General features: G+C 51.5%; 13 protein-coding genes. All 13 read left to right on the plus strand.

Going from position 1 to position 17,258, the window contains the following annotated elements:
• Nucleotides 1-74: 74 nt before the first annotated feature.
• The 13 genes from FGG15_RS17880 (at nucleotide 75) to FGG15_RS20395 (ending at nucleotide 17,093) form a co-directional block, all read left to right on the plus strand.
• Nucleotides 75-1,484, plus strand: a complete 1,410-nt coding sequence (locus tag FGG15_RS17880) for an IPT/TIG domain-containing protein (protein WP_161991992.1) — start codon at nucleotides 75-77, stop codon at nucleotides 1,482-1,484.
• A 67-nt stretch (nucleotides 1,485-1,551) separates the two neighbouring features.
• Nucleotides 1,552-2,997 carry an IPT/TIG domain-containing protein gene (locus FGG15_RS17885; protein ID WP_138838904.1) on the plus strand — a complete coding sequence of 482 codons (1,446 nt, stop codon included), beginning with the start codon at nucleotides 1,552-1,554 and terminating at the stop codon, nucleotides 2,995-2,997.
• A gap of 80 nt (nucleotides 2,998-3,077) precedes the next feature.
• Nucleotides 3,078-4,496 carry an IPT/TIG domain-containing protein gene (locus tag FGG15_RS17890; protein WP_161991993.1) on the plus strand — a complete coding sequence of 473 codons (1,419 nt, stop codon included), beginning with the start codon at nucleotides 3,078-3,080 and terminating at the stop codon, nucleotides 4,494-4,496.
• Nucleotides 4,497-4,549: 53 nt separating this feature from the next.
• A complete protein-coding gene (locus FGG15_RS17895; protein WP_138838908.1) occupies nucleotides 4,550-5,926 on the plus strand; it encodes an IPT/TIG domain-containing protein in 1,377 nt (458 codons plus the stop codon).
• Nucleotides 5,927-5,982: 56 nt separating this feature from the next.
• Nucleotides 5,983-7,356: an IPT/TIG domain-containing protein gene (locus FGG15_RS17900; RefSeq protein WP_161991994.1), complete on the plus strand. Its 1,374-nt coding sequence runs from the start codon at nucleotides 5,983-5,985 to the stop codon at nucleotides 7,354-7,356.
• A gap of 51 nt (nucleotides 7,357-7,407) precedes the next feature.
• A complete protein-coding gene (locus FGG15_RS17905; RefSeq protein ID WP_138838912.1) occupies nucleotides 7,408-8,787 on the plus strand; it encodes an IPT/TIG domain-containing protein in 1,380 nt (459 codons plus the stop codon).
• 68 nt (nucleotides 8,788-8,855) lie between these two features.
• Nucleotides 8,856-10,223 carry an IPT/TIG domain-containing protein gene (locus FGG15_RS17910; RefSeq protein ID WP_138838914.1) on the plus strand — a complete coding sequence of 456 codons (1,368 nt, stop codon included), beginning with the start codon at nucleotides 8,856-8,858 and terminating at the stop codon, nucleotides 10,221-10,223.
• 88 nt (nucleotides 10,224-10,311) lie between these two features.
• A complete protein-coding gene (locus FGG15_RS17915) occupies nucleotides 10,312-11,745 on the plus strand; it encodes an IPT/TIG domain-containing protein (protein WP_161991995.1) in 1,434 nt (477 codons plus the stop codon).
• Nucleotides 11,746-11,821: 76 nt separating this feature from the next.
• Entirely contained in the window at nucleotides 11,822-13,231 is a 1,410-nt protein-coding gene (locus FGG15_RS17920; protein ID WP_161991996.1) for an IPT/TIG domain-containing protein, read from the plus strand.
• 76 nt (nucleotides 13,232-13,307) lie between these two features.
• Entirely contained in the window at nucleotides 13,308-14,744 is a 1,437-nt protein-coding gene (locus tag FGG15_RS17925; protein ID WP_237561869.1) for an IPT/TIG domain-containing protein, read from the plus strand.
• Nucleotides 14,745-14,815: 71 nt separating this feature from the next.
• Nucleotides 14,816-14,971, plus strand: a complete 156-nt coding sequence (locus FGG15_RS20115) for a hypothetical protein (RefSeq protein WP_161991997.1) — start codon at nucleotides 14,816-14,818, stop codon at nucleotides 14,969-14,971.
• Nucleotides 14,972-15,036: 65 nt separating this feature from the next.
• Nucleotides 15,037-16,380 carry a hypothetical protein gene (locus FGG15_RS17930; RefSeq protein ID WP_138838922.1) on the plus strand — a complete coding sequence of 448 codons (1,344 nt, stop codon included), beginning with the start codon at nucleotides 15,037-15,039 and terminating at the stop codon, nucleotides 16,378-16,380.
• Nucleotides 16,381-16,967: 587 nt separating this feature from the next.
• On the plus strand, nucleotides 16,968-17,093 hold the full coding sequence (locus tag FGG15_RS20395) for a hypothetical protein (RefSeq protein WP_262710858.1): 126 nt from the start codon (nucleotides 16,968-16,970) through the stop codon (nucleotides 17,091-17,093).
• Nucleotides 17,094-17,258 lie beyond the last annotated feature (165 nt).

Raw genomic sequence — 17,258 nt, forward strand, 5'->3', positions numbered from 1 at the left:
TGCCATATGGAAGTGGGCAGGTCCCAAACGACGATTAAACAAATAGACCATAAAAAGATAAAACCATGAAGACCATGAAAACCATAAGAATATTGAGATTAAGGGACATCTTTCTGTTGCTTGTCCTGCTGTCATTGGCACTGTCCTGTGGCTCTGACGACAACGGCATGGACTGTCCTGACCCGACCAACGCGGACTGCGATCAGGTCGGGGACGACCCCCAAGATGATGACCCCGTGGTATTGGAGCCAACCCTGTCTTCCGTGGCACCGGTGACCGGTCCAAAGCATACCGAGGTTGTTATCACCGGGGAGAATTTCGGCACGGATGCCACCAAGGTGTCGGTGAGCTTCAACGGGACCCCTGGGGAAGTGCTGGGCGTCACGGACACGGAGGTGACGGTCAAGGTACCGGCGAGGGCCTATACCGGCCCCATTACGATGGAGGTGGACGGTTTCGATCTCACCGGCCCCGAGTTCGTGTACGAGCTGTCCGAAGTCAATGTGGAGACCTTTGCGGGAACTCCGGGGGAACCAGGTTATGAGGAAGGGTCCGGAACGGCTGCCAAATTCGACCAACCCTGGGATTTGGCAAAGGACTCAGGGGGCAACATATTTGTTGTCGACAGGAACAACCATGCCATACGGAAGATAGCCCCGGACGGTGTGGTCTCCACTTTTATGAAAGAAGGAGGAGAAGATGGGGGAGAGCAAGAGAGCTTCTATTTTCCCCATGGGTTGGCCATAGACAGCGATGACAATATCTATGTCGCGGACAGCGGGAACGATAGGATAGTAATGATCGACCCTGACCGTGTTTGGACGAACATTGCGGGTAATCAGGAAGGATATGTAAACGGATCTGGTGCCAGTGCCAAATTCAGGTTTCCAGCAGCAATCCTTGTAGGGGAAGATGCAGGGGGCAGTGCACTGTACGTATCGGAGGATAACCATGCGATACGAAGGATATCCCTTGATGACGGTCAATATACGGTGAGCACCTATGCCGGTCCGGAGATTACCGAGCTAGGGTACAAGGATGGCGGCCTTTCGGAGGCAAGGTTCCACTTTCCCTCGGGCATGGCGATTATCGGTGAGGGAACGATACTGATTGCGGATTATGATAACCATAGGATCCGTGCCATAGATCAAGATGCCGGAACGGTTGGAACATTTGCGGGAGGCGAAGAGGGATATGTAAATGACGTTTCCCGATCGGAGGCAAGGTTTAGGAACCCATCGGATATATCGGTGGCCGGTGACGGGACCATTTATATCACCGATACTGCGAATTCCTGTATACGGCAGATCGATCCTGAGGGGCATGTCACCACGATAGGGATTTATGACTCCTTTGATTACAATGACGGTCCCGGTGATGAGGCCAAATTCAACTCCCCTTTGGGAGTGCTCCATACAGGGGAAGGGGAGATCTATGTTGCTGATACGGGCAGCCACGTAATCCGGAAGATCATCATTGACTAAAGCTGCCATATGGAAGTGGCAGGTCCCAAACGACGATTAAACAAATAGACCATAAAAAGCTAAAACAATGAAGACCATGAAAACCATTGGAATATTGAGATTAAGGGACATCTTTCTGTTGCTTGTCCTGCTGTCATTGGCACTGTCCTGTGGCTCTGACGACAACGGCATGGACTGTCCGGACCCGACCAACGCGAACTGCGACCAGGTCGGGGACGACCCCCAAGATGATGACCCCCGGGACGACGACCCCGTGGTATTGGAGCCAACGCTGTCGTCCGTGGCACCGGTGACCGGTCCAAAGCATACAGAGGTTGTCATCACCGGGGAGAATTTCGGCACGGACCCCGACAAGGTGTCGGTGAGCTTCAACGGGACCCCTGGGGAAGTGCTGGGCGTCACGGACACGGAGGTGACGGTCAGGGTACCGGCGAGGGCCTATACCGGCCCCATTACGATGGAGGTGGACGGTTTCGATCTCACCGGCCCCGAGTTCGTGTACGAGCTGACCTATACCGTGGAGACCTTTGCTGGAACTCCGGGGGAAGAAGGTTATGAGGAAGGGTCCGGAACGGCTGCCAAATTCAACCAACCCTGGGACTTGGTAAAGGACTCAGGGGGCAACATATTTGTTGTCGACAGGAACAACCATGCCATACGGAAGATAGCCCCGGACGGTGAGGTCTCCACTTTTATGAAAGAAGGAGGAGAAGATGGGGGAGAGCAAGAGAGCTTCTATTTTCCCCAAGGGTTGGCCATAGACGGCGATGACAATATCTATGTCGCGGACAGTGGGATCGATAGGATAGTAATGATCGACCCTGACCGTGTTTGGACGAACATTGCGGGTGTTGGTCAGGAAGGATATAAAGACGGAACCGGTACCAATGCCGAATTCAAGAACCCAGCAGCAATCCTTGTAGGGGAAGATGCAGGGGGCAGTGCACTGTACGTATCGGAGGATAACCATACGATACGAAGGATATCCCTTGATGACGGTCAATATACGGTGGGCACCTATGCGGGTCCCGGTCCAGAGATTGACCTGCGAGAAGGGTATATGGATGGCGGCCTTTCGGAGGCAAGGTTCCACTTTCCCTCGGGCATGGCGATTATCGGTGAGGGAACGATACTGATTGCGGATTATGATAACCATAGGATCCGTGCCATAGATCAAGATGCTGGAACGGTTGGAACATTTGCCGGAGGCGAAGAGGGATATGTAAATGATGTCCATCGATTAGATGCAAGATTTTACGGTCCATCAGATGTATCGGTGGCCGGGGACGGGACCATATACATTACCGATACTGGGAATTCCTGTATACGGCAGATCGATTCCGAGGGGCATGTCACCACGATTGCCGGAGTTCCGGAAAATTACGGTCACAATGATGGTCCTGGTGATGAGGCCATATTCAACGAACCACGTGGAGTGCTCCAAGGAGGGGAAGGGGAGATCTATGTTGCGGATACGGACAACCACGTAATCCGAAAGATCATCATTGACTAAAGCCGCGATTTGGAAGTGGGCAGGTCCCAAGAACGACCATAAAAACAAATAGACCATAAAAAGATAAAACAATGAAAACCATGAAGACCATAAGAATATTGAGGGCAAGGGACATCTTTCTGTTGCTTGTCCTGCTGTCATTGGCACTGTCCTGTGGCTCTGACGACAACGGCATGGACTGTCCTGACCCGACCAACGCGGACTGCGATCAGGTCGGGGACGACCCCCAAGATGATGACCCCGTGGTATTGGAGCCAACCCTGTCTTCCGTGGCACCGGTGACCGGTCCAAAGCATACCGAGGTTGTTATCACCGGGGAGAATTTCGGCACGGATGCCACCAAGGTGTCGGTGAGCTTCAACGGGACCCCTGGGGAAGTGCTGGGCGTCACGGACACGGAGGTGACGGTGAGGGTACCGGTGGGTGCGAATACCGGCCCCATTACGATGGAGGTGGACGGTTTCGATCTCACCGGCCCCGAGTTCGTGTACGAGCTGACCTATACCGTGGAGACCTTTGCGGGAACTCCGTGGGAAGAAGGTTATGAGGAAGGGTCCGGAACGGCTGCCAAATTCGACGAACCCAATGATCTGGTCATGGATTCGAGAGGAAACATATTTGTTGTCGACAGGGGCAACAACGCCATTAGGAAGATAGATCCTGAAGGTGTGGTCACCACTTTTACAAGTAAAGGAGGGCCAGGGAATGAAGAAGAGTTCTATATACCCGAAGGACTGGCCATAGACGGCGATGACAATATCTATGTCGCGGACAGCGGGAACAATAGGATAGTAATGATCGACCCAAATGGTGTTTGGTCGATCATTGCGGGTAGCAATGGATCTGGATATGTAAACGGAGCTGTCGATGTGGCCCTGTTCAACAATCCAGTAGCAATCCTTGTAGGGGAAGATGCAGGGGACAAAGTACTGTACGTATCGGACTCAAATAATCATGCGATACGAAGGATATCCCTTGATGACGATCAATATACGGTGAGCACCTATGCGGGTCCCGGTCCAGAGATTGACCAGCGAGAAGGGTATATGGATGGCGGCCTTTCGGAGGCAAGGTTCAGCGGTCCCTGGGGCATGGCGAAGAGCGGTGACGGGACCATCCTGCTTGTGGATTTTGATAACAATAGGATCCGTTCCATAGATCAAGATGCCGGAACGGTTGGAACATTTGCCGGGAGTGATCGGGGATATGTAACTGACGTTCCCCGATTGGAGGCAAGATTTTACGATCCATCAGATGTATCGGTGGCCGGGGACGGTACCATCTACATTGCCGACGCTGGTAATTACTGTATACGCCGGATCGATCCCGATGGGCATGTCACCACGATTGCAGGAGATCCAGATGTCAATGGTTACAAAGACGGTCCCGGTGCTGGCGCCAAATTCAATTATGCATTGGGGGTGCTCCATGGAGGTGAAGGGGAGATCTATGTTGCGGACACCTACAACCACGTAATCCGGAAGATCATCATTGACTAAAGCCGCGATTTGGAAGTGGCAGGTCCCCAAACGACCATAAAAACAAATAAACAATGAAGACCACCATGAAAACCATAGGAATATTGAGGGCAAGGGACATCTTTCTGTTGCTTGTCCTGCTGTCATTGGCACTGTCCTGTGGCTCTGACGACAACGGCATGGACTGTCCGGACCCGACCAACGCGGACTGCAGCCCAACGCTGTCGTCCGTGGCACCGGTGACCGGTCCAAAGCATACCGAGGTTGTTATCACCGGGGAGAATTTCGGCACGGATGCCACCAAGGTGTCGGTGAGCTTCAACGGGACCCCTGGGGAAGTGCTGGGCGTCACGGACACGGAGGTGACGGTCAGGGTACCGGCGAGGGCCTATACCGGCCCCATTACGATGGAGGTGGACGGTTTCGATCTCACCGGCCCCGAGTTCGTGTACGAGCTGACCTATACTGTGGAGACCTTAGCGGGAGGTGGGCGAGGTTATGAGGAAGGGTCCGGAACGGCTGCCAAATTCGACGAACCCAATGATCTGGTCATGGATTCAAAAGGAAACATATTTGTTGTCGACAGGGGCAACAACGCCATTAGGAAGATAGATCCTGAAGGTGTGGTCACCACTTTTACAAGTAGAGGAGGGCCAGGGAATGAAGAGGAGTTCCATATACCCGAAGGATTGGCCATAGACGGCGATGACAATATCTATGTCGCGGACAGCGGGAACCATAGGATAATAAAGATCACACCTAACGGGGATTGGACGTTGATTGCGGGCAGTAGTCTTGGGATCGGATATGAAAACGCCGTATCAGGCGTCGATGCCAGATTCAACCATCCAACTGCAATCCTCGTAGAAGAAGGAGAAGGGAATCGTGCACTGTACGTATCGGACCAATACAATCATGCAATACGAAAGATATCCTTGACACATCCGACCCATGAGGTAAGTACCTATGCCGGTCCGACAATTGCCAATCAGCCGGGAGAGAGGGATGGCGGCCTTTCGGATGCAAGGTTCAGCGGTCCCTGGGGCATGGCGAAGAGCGGTGGGACCATCCTGCTTGCGGATTATGGTAACCATAGGATCCGTGCCATAGATCAGGATACTGAAAATGTCGGAACATTTACGGGAGGCGATCGGGATCATGTAACTGACGTTCCCCGATCGGATGCAAGGTTTCGGTACCCATCGGATGTATCGGTGGCCGGTGACGGGACCATTTATATCACCGATACTGGGAATTCCTGTATACGGCAGATCGATCCCGATGGGCATGTCACCACGATTGCCGGAGTTCCGGAAAATGAAGGTCACAATGACGGTCCCGGTGATGTGGCCCGGTTCAAATTTCCGTATGGATTGCTTTATGGAGGGGAAGGGGAGATCTATGTTGCGGATACGGGCAACCACGCAATCCGGAAGATCACCATTGATTAAAGGTGCCATATGGAAGTGGGCAGGTCCCAAAAACAACCATGAAAACAATGAAAACAATGAAAACAATAGGAATATTGAGATTAAGGGACATCTGTCTGTTACTGGTCCTGCTGTCATTGGCACTGTCCTGTGGCTCTGACGACAACGGCATGGACTGTCCGGACCCGACCAACGCGAACTGCAACCCAACCCTGTCGTCCGTGGCACCGGTGACCGGTCCAAAACATACCCAGGTTACCATCACCGGGGAGAATTTCGGCACGGATGCCACCAAGGTGTCGGTGAGCTTCAACGGGACCCCTGGGGAAGTGCTGGGCGTCACGGACAGGGAGGTGACGGTCAAGGTACCGGTGGGTGCGAATACCGGCCCCATTACGATGGAGGTGGACGGTTTCGATCTCACCGGCCCCAAGTTCGTGTACGAGCTGACCTATACCGTGGAGACCTTTGCGGGAACTCCGGGGGAAGAAGGTTTTCTGGATGGGTCCGGCACGGTTGCCCAATTTAACCGGCCCTATGATCTGGTCATGGATTCGAAAGGCAATCTGTTTGTCGCCGACTTTGGTAACAATGCCATTAGGAAGATAACTCCTTCGGGCCAGGTCACTACTTTTGCCGGGGATTCTGGTGGTAGGCAGGGTGAGGGGAATGGGCAATTCTATAGGCCCCATGGCCTGGCCATAGACAGCGATGACAATATCTATGTCGCGGACAGCAGGAACCATAGGATAGTAAAGATCGTCCCTGATGGGGATTGCTCGACCATTGCAGGCGGTGGTGCAAGTGGAAATGTAAGCGGAGATGGTGAGTTTGCCAGATTCAACTATCCAACTGCGACCCTCGTAGAGGAAGAAGAAGGGAATCGTGCGCTGTACGTATCGGACCAGAATAATCATGCTATACGAAAAGTATCCCTTAATGACGGTAGGCACACGGTGAGCACCTATGCCGGTCCGGAATCTATCGAGGAAGGGGATACGAATGGCAGCCTTTCGGGTGCAAGGTTCAGCGGTCCCTGGGGCATGGCGAAGAGCGGTGAGGGAACGATACTGCTTGCGGATTATGGTAACCATAGGATCCGTGTTATAGATCAAGATGCCGGAACAGTTGGAACATTTGCCGGGGGCGAACACGGACATGTAGGTGACGTTCCCCGATCGCAGGCAAGGTTTTGGGGCCCAACTGATATTTCCATGGCCGGTGATGGTAACATATACATCGCCGATGGTTTAAATCACTGTATACGCCAGATCGATCCCGATGGGCATGTCACCACGATTGCGGGAAATCCCCGTTTTGGGGGCCACAAAGACGGTTCCGGTGATGTGGCCGAGTTCAACTTTCCAGCTGGATTGCTTTATGGAGGGGAAGGGGAGATCTATATTACAGATTCAAAAAACCATGCGATTCGAAAGATCACCATTGACTAAAGCTGCCATATGGAAGTGGCAGGTCCCAAACGACCATAAAAAGCTAAAACCATGAAAACAATAGGAATATTGAGATTAAGGGACATCTTTCTGTTGCTTGTCCTGCTGTCATTGGCACTGTCCTGTGGCTCTGACGACAACGGCATGGACTGTCCTGACCCGACCAACGCGGACTGCGATCAGGTCGGGGGCGACCCAACCCTGTCGTCCGTGGCACCGGTGACCGGTCCAAAGCATACCGAGGTTGTTATCACCGGGGAGAATTTCGGTACGGACCCCGACAAAGTGTCGGTCAGCTTCAACGGGACCCCTGGGGAAGTGCTGGGCGTCACGGACACGGAGGTGACGGTCAGGGTGCCGGTGGGTGCGAATACCGGCCCCATTACGATGGAGGTGGACGGTTTCGATCTCACCGGCCCCGAGTTCGTGTACGAGCTGACCTATACCGTGGAGACCTTTGCGGGAGGCATGGGCTCGGGTTACGCGGAAGGGTCCGGAACGGATGCCAAATTCTACCGGCCCAATGATCTGGTCATGGATTCAGGGGGCAACATATTTGTTGCCGATAGGGCCAACCATGCCATACGGAAGATAAGCCCTGAAGGTGTGGTCTCCACCGTTATTAGAAATGGAGGGGACGAGTGGGAAGGGTCGTTCTATATTCCCCAAGGGTTGGCCATGGACGGGGATGACAATATCTATGTCGCGGACAGTGGGAACAATAGGATAGTAAAGATCACACCTGACGGTGTTTGGTCGATCATTGCGGGTGGCAATGGATCTGGATATGAAAACGGAACGGGCAATCTGGCCCTGTTCAACAGCCCAGTAGCAATCCTTGTAGGGGAAGATGCAGGGGGCAGTGCACTGTACGTATCGGACACAAATAATCATGCGATACGAAGGATATCCCTTGATGACGATCAATATACGGTGGGCACCTATGCCGGTCCAACGATTGATAACCAGCCAGGGGATACGAACGGCGGCCTTTCGGAGGCAAGGTTCAACTATCCCCGGGGCATGGCGAAGAGCGGTGACGGGACCATACTGCTTACGGATTCTGGTAACCATAGGATTCGTGCCATAGATCAAGATGCCGGAACGGTTGGAACATTTGCGGGAGGCAAAGAGGGATATGTAAATGATGTCGACCGATTGGAGGCAAGATTTTACGGTCCATCAGATGTATCGGTGGCCGGGGACGGTACCATCTACATTGCCGACGCTGGTAATTACTGTATACGCCGGATCGATCCCGATGGGCATGTCACCACGATTGCAGGAGATCCAGATGTCAATGGTTACAAAGACGGTCCCGGTGATGTGGCCCGGTTCAACTTTCCGTTTGGATTGCTTTATGGAGGGGAAGGGGAGATCTATGTTGCTGATAGGCACGGTCACGCAATCCGGAAGATCATCATTGACTAAAGCCGCCATATGGAAGCGGGCAGGTCCCAAGAACGACGATTAAACAAATAGACATAAAAGCTAAAACCATGATAACCATAAGAATATTTAGGGCAAGGGACATCTTTCTGTTGCTTGTCCTGTTGTCATTGGCACTGTCCTGTGGCTCTGACGACAACGGCATGGACTGTCCGGACCCGACCAACGCGGACTGCGATCAGATCGGGGGCGACCCAACCCTGTCTTCCGTGGCACCGGTGACCGGTCCAAAGCATACCGAGGTTGTTATCACCGGGGAGAATTTCGGCACGGATGCCACCAAGGTGTCGGTGAGCTTCAACGGGACCCCTGGGGAAGTGCTGGGCGTCACGGACACGGAGGTGACGGTCAGGGTACCGGCGAGGGCCTATACCGGCCCCATTACGATGGTGGTGGACGGTTTCGATCTCACCGGCCCCGAGTTCGTGTACGAGCTGACCTATACCGTGGAGACCTTTGCTGGAGGTGAGGAAGGTTACGAGGAAGGATCCGGAACGGAAGCCAAATTCTACCGGCCCAATGATCTGGTCATGGATTCAGGGGGCAACATATTTGTTGTCGACAGTGCCAACAACGCCATTAGGAAGATAGCCCCGGACGGTGAGGTCTCCACCTTTGCCGGGGGCGTGCTTGGTAGCGGGGAAGGACAATTCGGTTATCCCAGAGGACTGGCCATAGACGGCGATGACAATATCTATGTCGCGGACAGCGGTAACCATAGGATAGTAAAGGTTGATCCTTCCGGTGATTGGACGTTGATTGCGGGTGTAGAACAGGGATATGTAAACGCGCTAGGTACCGCTGCCAAATTCAGGTTTCCAGCAGGAATCCTTGTAGGGGAAGATGCAGGGGGCAGTGCGCTGTACGTATCGGAGGATAACCATGCGATACGGAGGATATCCCTTGATGACGATCAATATTTGGTGGGCACCTATGCCGGTCCGACAATTGCCAATCAGCCGGGAGAGAGGGATGGCGGCCTTTCGGGTGCAAGGTTCAGCGATCCCCGGGGCATGGCGAAGAGCGGTGAGGGAACGATACTGCTTGCGGATTATGGTAACCATAGCATTCGGGCCATAGATCAAAGTGCCGGAACGGTTGAAAGATTTGCGGGAGGTGACATTGGGCATTTAGATGGCAATCGATCGGAGGCAAAGTTCAGGGGTCCATCGGATATATCAATGGCCGGGGACGGGACCGTATATATTGTCGATTCTGAAAACAACTGTATAAGACATATAGACTCCAGAGGGAACGTTACCACGATTGCCGGGGTTCCAGGAGTTAAAGGTTACAAAAACGGGACAGGTGATGAGGCTCAATTCCATTGGCCAACGGGAGTGCTTTATGGTAGGGAAGGGGAGATTTATGTTGCGGATACCTTTAATAACGCAATCCGAAAGATCATCATTGACTAAAGCTGCCATATGGAAGTGGGCAGGTCCCAAGAACGACCATTAAACAAATAGACCATAAAAAGATAAAACCATGAAAACCATGAAAACCATGAAAACCATAAGAATATTGAGGGCAAGGGACATCTTCCTGTTGCTTGTCCTGCTGTCATTGGCACTGTCCTGTGGCTCTGACGACAACGGCATGGACTGTCCGGACCCGACCAACGCGAACTGCGACCAGATCGGGGACGACCCCCAAGATGACGACCCCCGGGACGACGACCCCGTGGTATTGGAGCCAACGCTGTCGTCCGTGGCACCGGTGACCGGTCCAAAGCATACCGAGGTTGTTATCACCGGGGAGAATTTCGGCACGGATGCCACCAAGGTGTCGGTGAGCTTCAACGGGACCCCTGGGGAAGTGCTGGGCGTCACGGACACCGAGGTGACGGTCAAGGTACCGGCGAGGGCCTATACCGGCCCCATTACGATGGAGGTGGACGGTTTCGATCTCACCGGCCCCGAGTTTGTGTACGAGATATCCGAAGTCAATGTGGAGACCTTTGCGGGAGGTGGTGAGGAAGGTTACGAGGAAGGGTCCGGAACGGAAGCCCGATTTAACCGGCCCTATGATCTGGTCATGGATTCGAGAGGAAACATGTTTGTGGCCGACAGGAACAACCATGCCATACGGAAGATAGCCCCTGACGGAAAAGTCACCACCTTTGCCGGGGGCGTGCTTGGTAACGGGGAAGGAGAATTTAACAATCCCCAAGGATTGGCCATGGACAGCGATGACAATATCTATGTCGCGGACAGCTACAACCATAGGATAGTAATGATCACACCTAACGGTGTTTGGTCGATCATTGCGGGAGGAAATGGATTTGGATATGTAAACGGAGCTGTCGATGTGGCCCTGTTCAACGACCCAGGAGCAATCCTTGTAGGGGAAGATGGGGACAATGCACTGTACGTATCAGATCGGTATAATCATGCGATACGAAGGATATCCCTTGATGAGGGTCAATATACGGTGAGCACCTATGTAGGTCCCGGTCCGGAGATTACCGAGCAAGAAGGGTACATGGATGGCGGCCTTTCGGATGCAAGGTTCAGCTATCCCTGGGGCATGGCGAAGAGCGGTGAGGGAACGATACTGCTTGCGGATTTAGATAACAATAGAATCCGTTCCATAGATCAAGATGCCGGAACGGTTGGAACATTTGCGGGAAGCGAAGATGGGGGATATGTAAATGATGTCGACCGATTGGAGGCAAAATTTTACGGTCCATCAGATGTATCGGTGGCCGGGGACGGTACCATCTACATTGCCGACGCCGATAATTACTGTATACGCCGGATCGATCCCGAGGGGCATGTCACCACGATTGCAGGGGTTCAGGAAAATTACGGTCACAATGATGGTCCCGGTGATGAGGCCTTATTCAACGAACCACGTGGAGTGCTCCATGGAGGGGAAGGGGAGATCTATGTTGCCGATACGGGCAACCACACAATCCGGAAGATCATCATTGACTAAAGCTGCCATATGGAAGTGGCAGGTCCCAAACGACGATTAAACAAATAGACCATAAAAAGATAAAACCATGAAGACCATGAAAACAATAGGAATATTGAGGGCAAGGGACATCTTTCTGTTGCTTGTCCTGATTTCATTGGCACTGTCCTGTGGCTCTGACGACAACGGCATGGACTGTCCGGACCCGACCAACGCGGACTGCGACCAGGTCGGGGACGACCCCCGGGACGATGGTCCCGTGGTATTGGAGCCAACGCTGTCGTCCGTGGCACCGGTGACCGGTCCAAAGCATACCGAGGTTGTCATCACCGGGGAGAATTTCGGCACGGATGCCGCCAAGGTGTCGGTGAGCTTCAACGGGACCCCTGGGGAAGTGCTGGGCGTCACGGACACGGAGGTGACGGTCAAGGTACCGGCGAGGGCCTATACCGGCCCCATTACGATGGAGGTGGACGGTTTCGATCTCACCGGCCCCGAGTTCGTGTACGAGCTGACCTATACCGTGGAGACCTTTGTGGGAGGTGGTGAGGAAGGTTATGAGGAAGGAACCGGAACGGAAGCCCGATTTAACCGGCCCCATGACCTGGTAAAGGATTCGAAAGGAAACATATTTGTGGGCGATATAACCAACCAGGCCATACGGAAGATAGATCCTGATGGTGAGGTCACCACCTTTGCCGGGGGCGTGTTTGGTAGCGGGGAAGGAGAATTCCGTTTCCTCAGGGGATTGGCCATGGACAGCGATGACAATATCTATGTCGCGGACAGCGGGAACAACAGGATAGTAAAGATCACACCTAACGGGGATTGGACGTTGATTGCGGGCAGTAGTCTTGGGCATGGATATGTAAACGGACCTGGTGCCGGTGCCAGATTCAGTAATCCATCCGCAATACTTTTGGAGGAAGATGGGGACAATGCACTGTACGTATCGGACACAAATAATCATGCGATACGAAGGATATCCCTTGATGACGGTCAATATACGGTGGGCACCTATGCGGGTCCCGGTCCGGAGATTACCGAGCTAGGGTACAAGGATGGCGGCCTTTCGGAGGCAAGGTTCCACTTTCCCTCGGGCATTGCGAAGAGCGGTGACGGGACCATACTGCTTGCGGATCTTGCTAACAATAGGATCCGTTCCATAGATCAAAACGAGGAATCGGTTGGAACATTTGCTGGGGGCGACTTTGGGCATCAAGATGGTGATTTGGCTTCGGCAAAGTTTTCGAATCCATCGGGTATATCGGTGGCCGGGGACGGTAACATATACATTACCGATACTGACAATTCCTGTATTAGGCAGATTGATTTCGAGGGACATGTCACCACGATTGCCGGGGTTCCGGAATCTGAAGGTCACAATGATGGTCCCGGTGCTGAGGCCCAATTCAACCATCCACGTGGAGTGCTCCATACAGGGGAAGGGGAGATCTATGTTGCGGATACGGGCAACCACACAATCCGGAAGATCATCATTGACTAAAGCCGCCATATGGAAGAGGTAGGTCCCAAACGACGATTAAACAAATAGACCATAAAAAGATAAAACCATGAAAACAATGAAAACCATAGGAATATTGAGGGCAAGGGACATCTTTCTGTTGCTTGTCCTGCTGTCATTGGCACTGTCCTGTGGCTCTGACGACAACGGCATGGACTGTCCGGACCCGACCAACGCGGACTGCGACCAGGTCGGGGACGACCCCCAAGATGATGACCCCCGGGACGACGACCCCGTGGTATTGGAGCCAACGCTGTCGTCCGTGGCACCGGTGACCGGTCCAAAGCATACAGAGGTTGTCATCACCGGGGAGAATTTCGGCACGGATGCCGACAAGGTGTCGGTGAGCTTCAACGGGAGCGTTGGGGAAGTGCTGGGCGTCACGGACACCGAGGTGACGGTCAAGGTACCGGTGGGTGCGAATACCGGCCCCATTACGATGGAGGTGGACGGTTTCGATCTCACCGGCCCCGAGTTCGTGTACGAGCTGACCTATACCGTGGAGACCTTTGCGGGAAATCCGAACGAATCTCCAGGTTTTCTAGATGGGTTCGGAACGGAAGCCCGATTTAACCGGCCCCATGACCTGGTAAAGGATTCGAAAGGAAACATATTTGTTGCCGACAGGAGGAACCATGCCATACGGAAGATAGCCCCGGACGGTGTGGTCTCCACTTTTGCCGGTAACGGCAGCTGGGGTAGGGAGGATGGAGAATACACAATTCCCCAAGAATTGGCCATAGACGGCGATGACAATATCTATGTCGCGGATAGCGGGAACCATAGGATAGTAAAGGTTGATCCTTCCGGGGGTTGGACGTTGATTGCGGGCAGTAGTCTTGGGTATGGATATGTAAACGGACCTGGTGCCGGTGCCAGATTCAGTAATCCAACGGCAATACTTTTAGAGGAAGGTGCAGGGGGCAGTACGCTGTACGTATCAGATCGGAATAATCATGCAATACGAAGGATATCCCTTGATGACGATCAATATACGGTGAGCACCTATGCCGGTCCGAAGATTGACCAGCGAGAAGGGTATGTGGATGGAGCGTTGTTGGAGGCAAGGTTCCACTTTCCCAGAGGCATGGCGAATAACGGTGAGGGGACGATACTGCTTGCGGATTCTGGTAACCATAGGATCCGTGCCATAGATCAGGATAATGAAAGTGTCCTAACGTTTGCAGGAAGCGGAGATGGATATGAAAGTGACGTTCCTCGATTGGACGCTAAGTTCGATGGCGCATCTGATCTCTCGGTGGCCAGTGACGGGACCATATATATTGCCGATACTGCGAATTCCTGTATACGCCGGATCGATCCCGATGGGCATGTCACCACGATTGCAGGGGTTCCGAAAAATGAAGGTCACAATGATGGTCCCGGTGATGTGGCCAAGTTCAACTATCCATATGGAGTGCTCCATACAGGGGAAGGGGAGATCTATGTTGCGGACACCTTCAACCACGCAATCCGAAAGATCATCATTGACTAAAGCTGCCATATGGAAGTGGGCAGGTCCCAAGAACGACCATAAAAACAAATAGACCATAAAAAGATAAAACAATGAAAACAATAAGAATATTGAGGGCAAGGGACATCAGTTTGTTGCCTATCCGTGGGTTTTTGGCAATGTTCTGTACATATCAGGCCAGTTTGATCATGCAATACGAAAAATATCCCTTGATATTGGTCAATCCTAATAGGGCGTACTTCAATTGAGGGACAAAAATCAGAAATAATTGGTTCAGTTTTTGGCTGTGACCATGTATCATTCCTTTATAATCATGAAATCAAAAAGAATTATCTTCCCAGTGTTTTTTATCGTGTTTCTCCTGATCTGGAGGTGTGGGGGTTCCAATTTATCCGGAAAAAACCAAGATTTTCCCACCTATTTTGAACATGGCAGGGACATCGTTTATCATTTGGACCATCTTTTCCCAAAACTGGCGGCCCTGGATTCCATGGATTTCGATTTTGGCGAGTCTACCTCTTTGGTGAACGAACAGATCAGAAAAACCATGGAGCGGATAAGGACCCCAAAACTTTTGGAAGAGGTTGCGGCATCCTATGTTGCCGGGAGGCATCTTTTCCATTTCACTTATTCAGAGGATGGAAAGATTGGTGTTTTTTCATGGGATTCCAGAATGTTGCTTGCGGACACTTCCATTAAAAACCTTGCGTTATATACTACCTATGATAAGGTAATTCCAACCTCTTTGTACGGCTCTTCCATTATTTATGATCAAATCTATAGCTTGGGCAGGGGTAAACCGACGCCGGTATATGCATTTCGCGGCAAGGGTAGGCAACACAATAGTTTTTATAGGATGGATGCCTATGTAATACAAAATGGATCCTTGGATTTAGCACCTATATTCCCAGACAGAAAGAGCTCATTGTTTTCTGATCTTGATGAAGGGAACATACATTCAGAAGCGGAACTGGATTTTAATATTGAAATGGACGGTACCCTTATTTTAAAACCAGAAGTTTGGGGACCTACACTTGCCTACCGTCCCATGCAATGGGAAAAAAGTGATGGGGATGCCAACTTTTCCGAAACGTTGTGGCCCCTTAGCAGAGACATTTCCAACGAAGACTTTGATCCCTCTAATCCATATGGGTTCTTAAATGGTTCTGAAATGCCCATTTCCAACGAGGATGGTTCTTTCGTGTTTTCCAACGAATTGACAATAGATGTCATGGGCAGAGGAAATGGCACATTGTACAGCATAAGCATTCACAATACCGATGCAATCAAAATCTCATTTGACGAACCCGTGGTTCTTGCCGGTAAAAAAAATGACTTCCTCTTCTTTTTAGCCAGGGACAATTCCTCTAACGGAAATCTATATCTCTACGACCTTAACAAACAAAAAATGCGATGGGTCAAACGTATGTCAAAAGCACTGATATTGGAAAACACCTTGTTGTTCGCAGAGTTGACGGACAAGTTCCTGATTCCAAATATTGATGAAATTGAATGTGACCCCGCCCATGTTTTGGACCGTGGATTTTTTAAGGTCTATGCCGTAGATTATGACAACTTAAACCCTATTGTGGAATATACCGACCAGACTTTTTGCGGTTCGAAAAAAAATAGCCGGTTGGTTGACCTTATACGGTAAATTGACCCTAAAAAGGGAATGTTGCCACGCTTACCGGAAATCCGGATTCCATGCTAAAATGTTGGCCCCGGTATGTAAGCCCGTTTCCCACGAAGGTGATTCTTGTCTCGCAAAATATTTTCCGGGTTTAGCCTTTAATTGTTATTGGATGTTTGTTGTTTATGCAATGGATGTCCCACTGTTGCACCGGGCGTCCAACAAAATCTTCCCACCAATAAAAGAAAATTGGTCGCTTGGGTTTCCGACAATTTCCTCCCAGTTTCATGTTGGATTGGAAATCACCAAATTTCCTTCGTGTCCTCTACCACCAAACCACCCCATGCTCGGGGTAGATCAGGTTAGCGGCCTTTCATAGATCAAATAGTTTGTTTGTCCCTTTTCTATCCAAAGTGTTTCGCCATAACCTGCTAAATTTTTATCAAATTTGATTTTAAATATTGATTGTCAATTGTTTAAATGATATGTGGGTCGGGATTTTTAAGGATGTAAGTGTCATTATTGGGCACCTCACTTTTTTTACATTGTAGCCTTCCCTGAAAATGGGACAGTTTAAAATTCTAAGACATTAATTGGCCGTCAGGTGAAAAATGCAAGTTTACCGAGGGCCGGATAATCAAGGTGCCCAAGGAGAACGAACAGGGGAAGCGCAAGCTCAAGCAGTTGCACGCCGATATGGGTTTGAATGTGCGGATGCTCAAGGAGGTACTGTCTAAAAAGTTCTAGGGCCTTCCGACAAGCAGCACCGTGCCAAGTACCTTCGGGAAATCTATGCCGTAAGCGTATCGCGTTCCTGCCAAGCTCTGGGGCTTGCCCATTCGATGTGGTACCACCGCAACGGAAAGGAGGATTCAAATGTGATCGGGGCACTGTCAAGGTTG

The organism is Flagellimonas algicola (assembly GCF_005937185.1).
Classification (GTDB): Bacteria; Bacteroidota; Bacteroidia; order Flavobacteriales; family Flavobacteriaceae; genus Flagellimonas; species Flagellimonas algicola.

Excerpts from the sequence above, each read along its gene's own strand:
- FGG15_RS17880 (WP_161991992.1), top strand. The coding sequence starts at position 75 with ATGAAAACCATAAGAATATTGAGATTAAGGGACATCTTTCTGTTGCTT.
- FGG15_RS17885 (WP_138838904.1), top strand. The coding sequence starts at position 1,552 with ATGAAGACCATGAAAACCATTGGAATATTGAGATTAAGGGACATCTTT.
- FGG15_RS17890 (WP_161991993.1), top strand. The coding sequence starts at position 3,078 with ATGAAGACCATAAGAATATTGAGGGCAAGGGACATCTTTCTGTTGCTT.
- FGG15_RS17895 (WP_138838908.1), top strand. The coding sequence starts at position 4,550 with ATGAAGACCACCATGAAAACCATAGGAATATTGAGGGCAAGGGACATC.
- FGG15_RS17900 (WP_161991994.1), top strand. The coding sequence starts at position 5,983 with ATGAAAACAATAGGAATATTGAGATTAAGGGACATCTGTCTGTTACTG.
- FGG15_RS17905 (WP_138838912.1), top strand. The coding sequence starts at position 7,408 with ATGAAAACAATAGGAATATTGAGATTAAGGGACATCTTTCTGTTGCTT.
- FGG15_RS17910 (WP_138838914.1), top strand. The coding sequence starts at position 8,856 with ATGATAACCATAAGAATATTTAGGGCAAGGGACATCTTTCTGTTGCTT.
- FGG15_RS17915 (WP_161991995.1), top strand. The coding sequence starts at position 10,312 with ATGAAAACCATAAGAATATTGAGGGCAAGGGACATCTTCCTGTTGCTT.
- FGG15_RS17920 (WP_161991996.1), top strand. The coding sequence starts at position 11,822 with ATGAAAACAATAGGAATATTGAGGGCAAGGGACATCTTTCTGTTGCTT.
- FGG15_RS17925 (WP_237561869.1), top strand. The coding sequence starts at position 13,308 with ATGAAAACCATAGGAATATTGAGGGCAAGGGACATCTTTCTGTTGCTT.
- FGG15_RS20115 (WP_161991997.1), top strand. The coding sequence starts at position 14,816 with ATGAAAACAATAAGAATATTGAGGGCAAGGGACATCAGTTTGTTGCCT.
- FGG15_RS17930 (WP_138838922.1), top strand. The coding sequence starts at position 15,037 with ATGAAATCAAAAAGAATTATCTTCCCAGTGTTTTTTATCGTGTTTCTC.
- FGG15_RS20395 (WP_262710858.1), top strand. The coding sequence starts at position 16,968 with ATGCAAGTTTACCGAGGGCCGGATAATCAAGGTGCCCAAGGAGAACGA.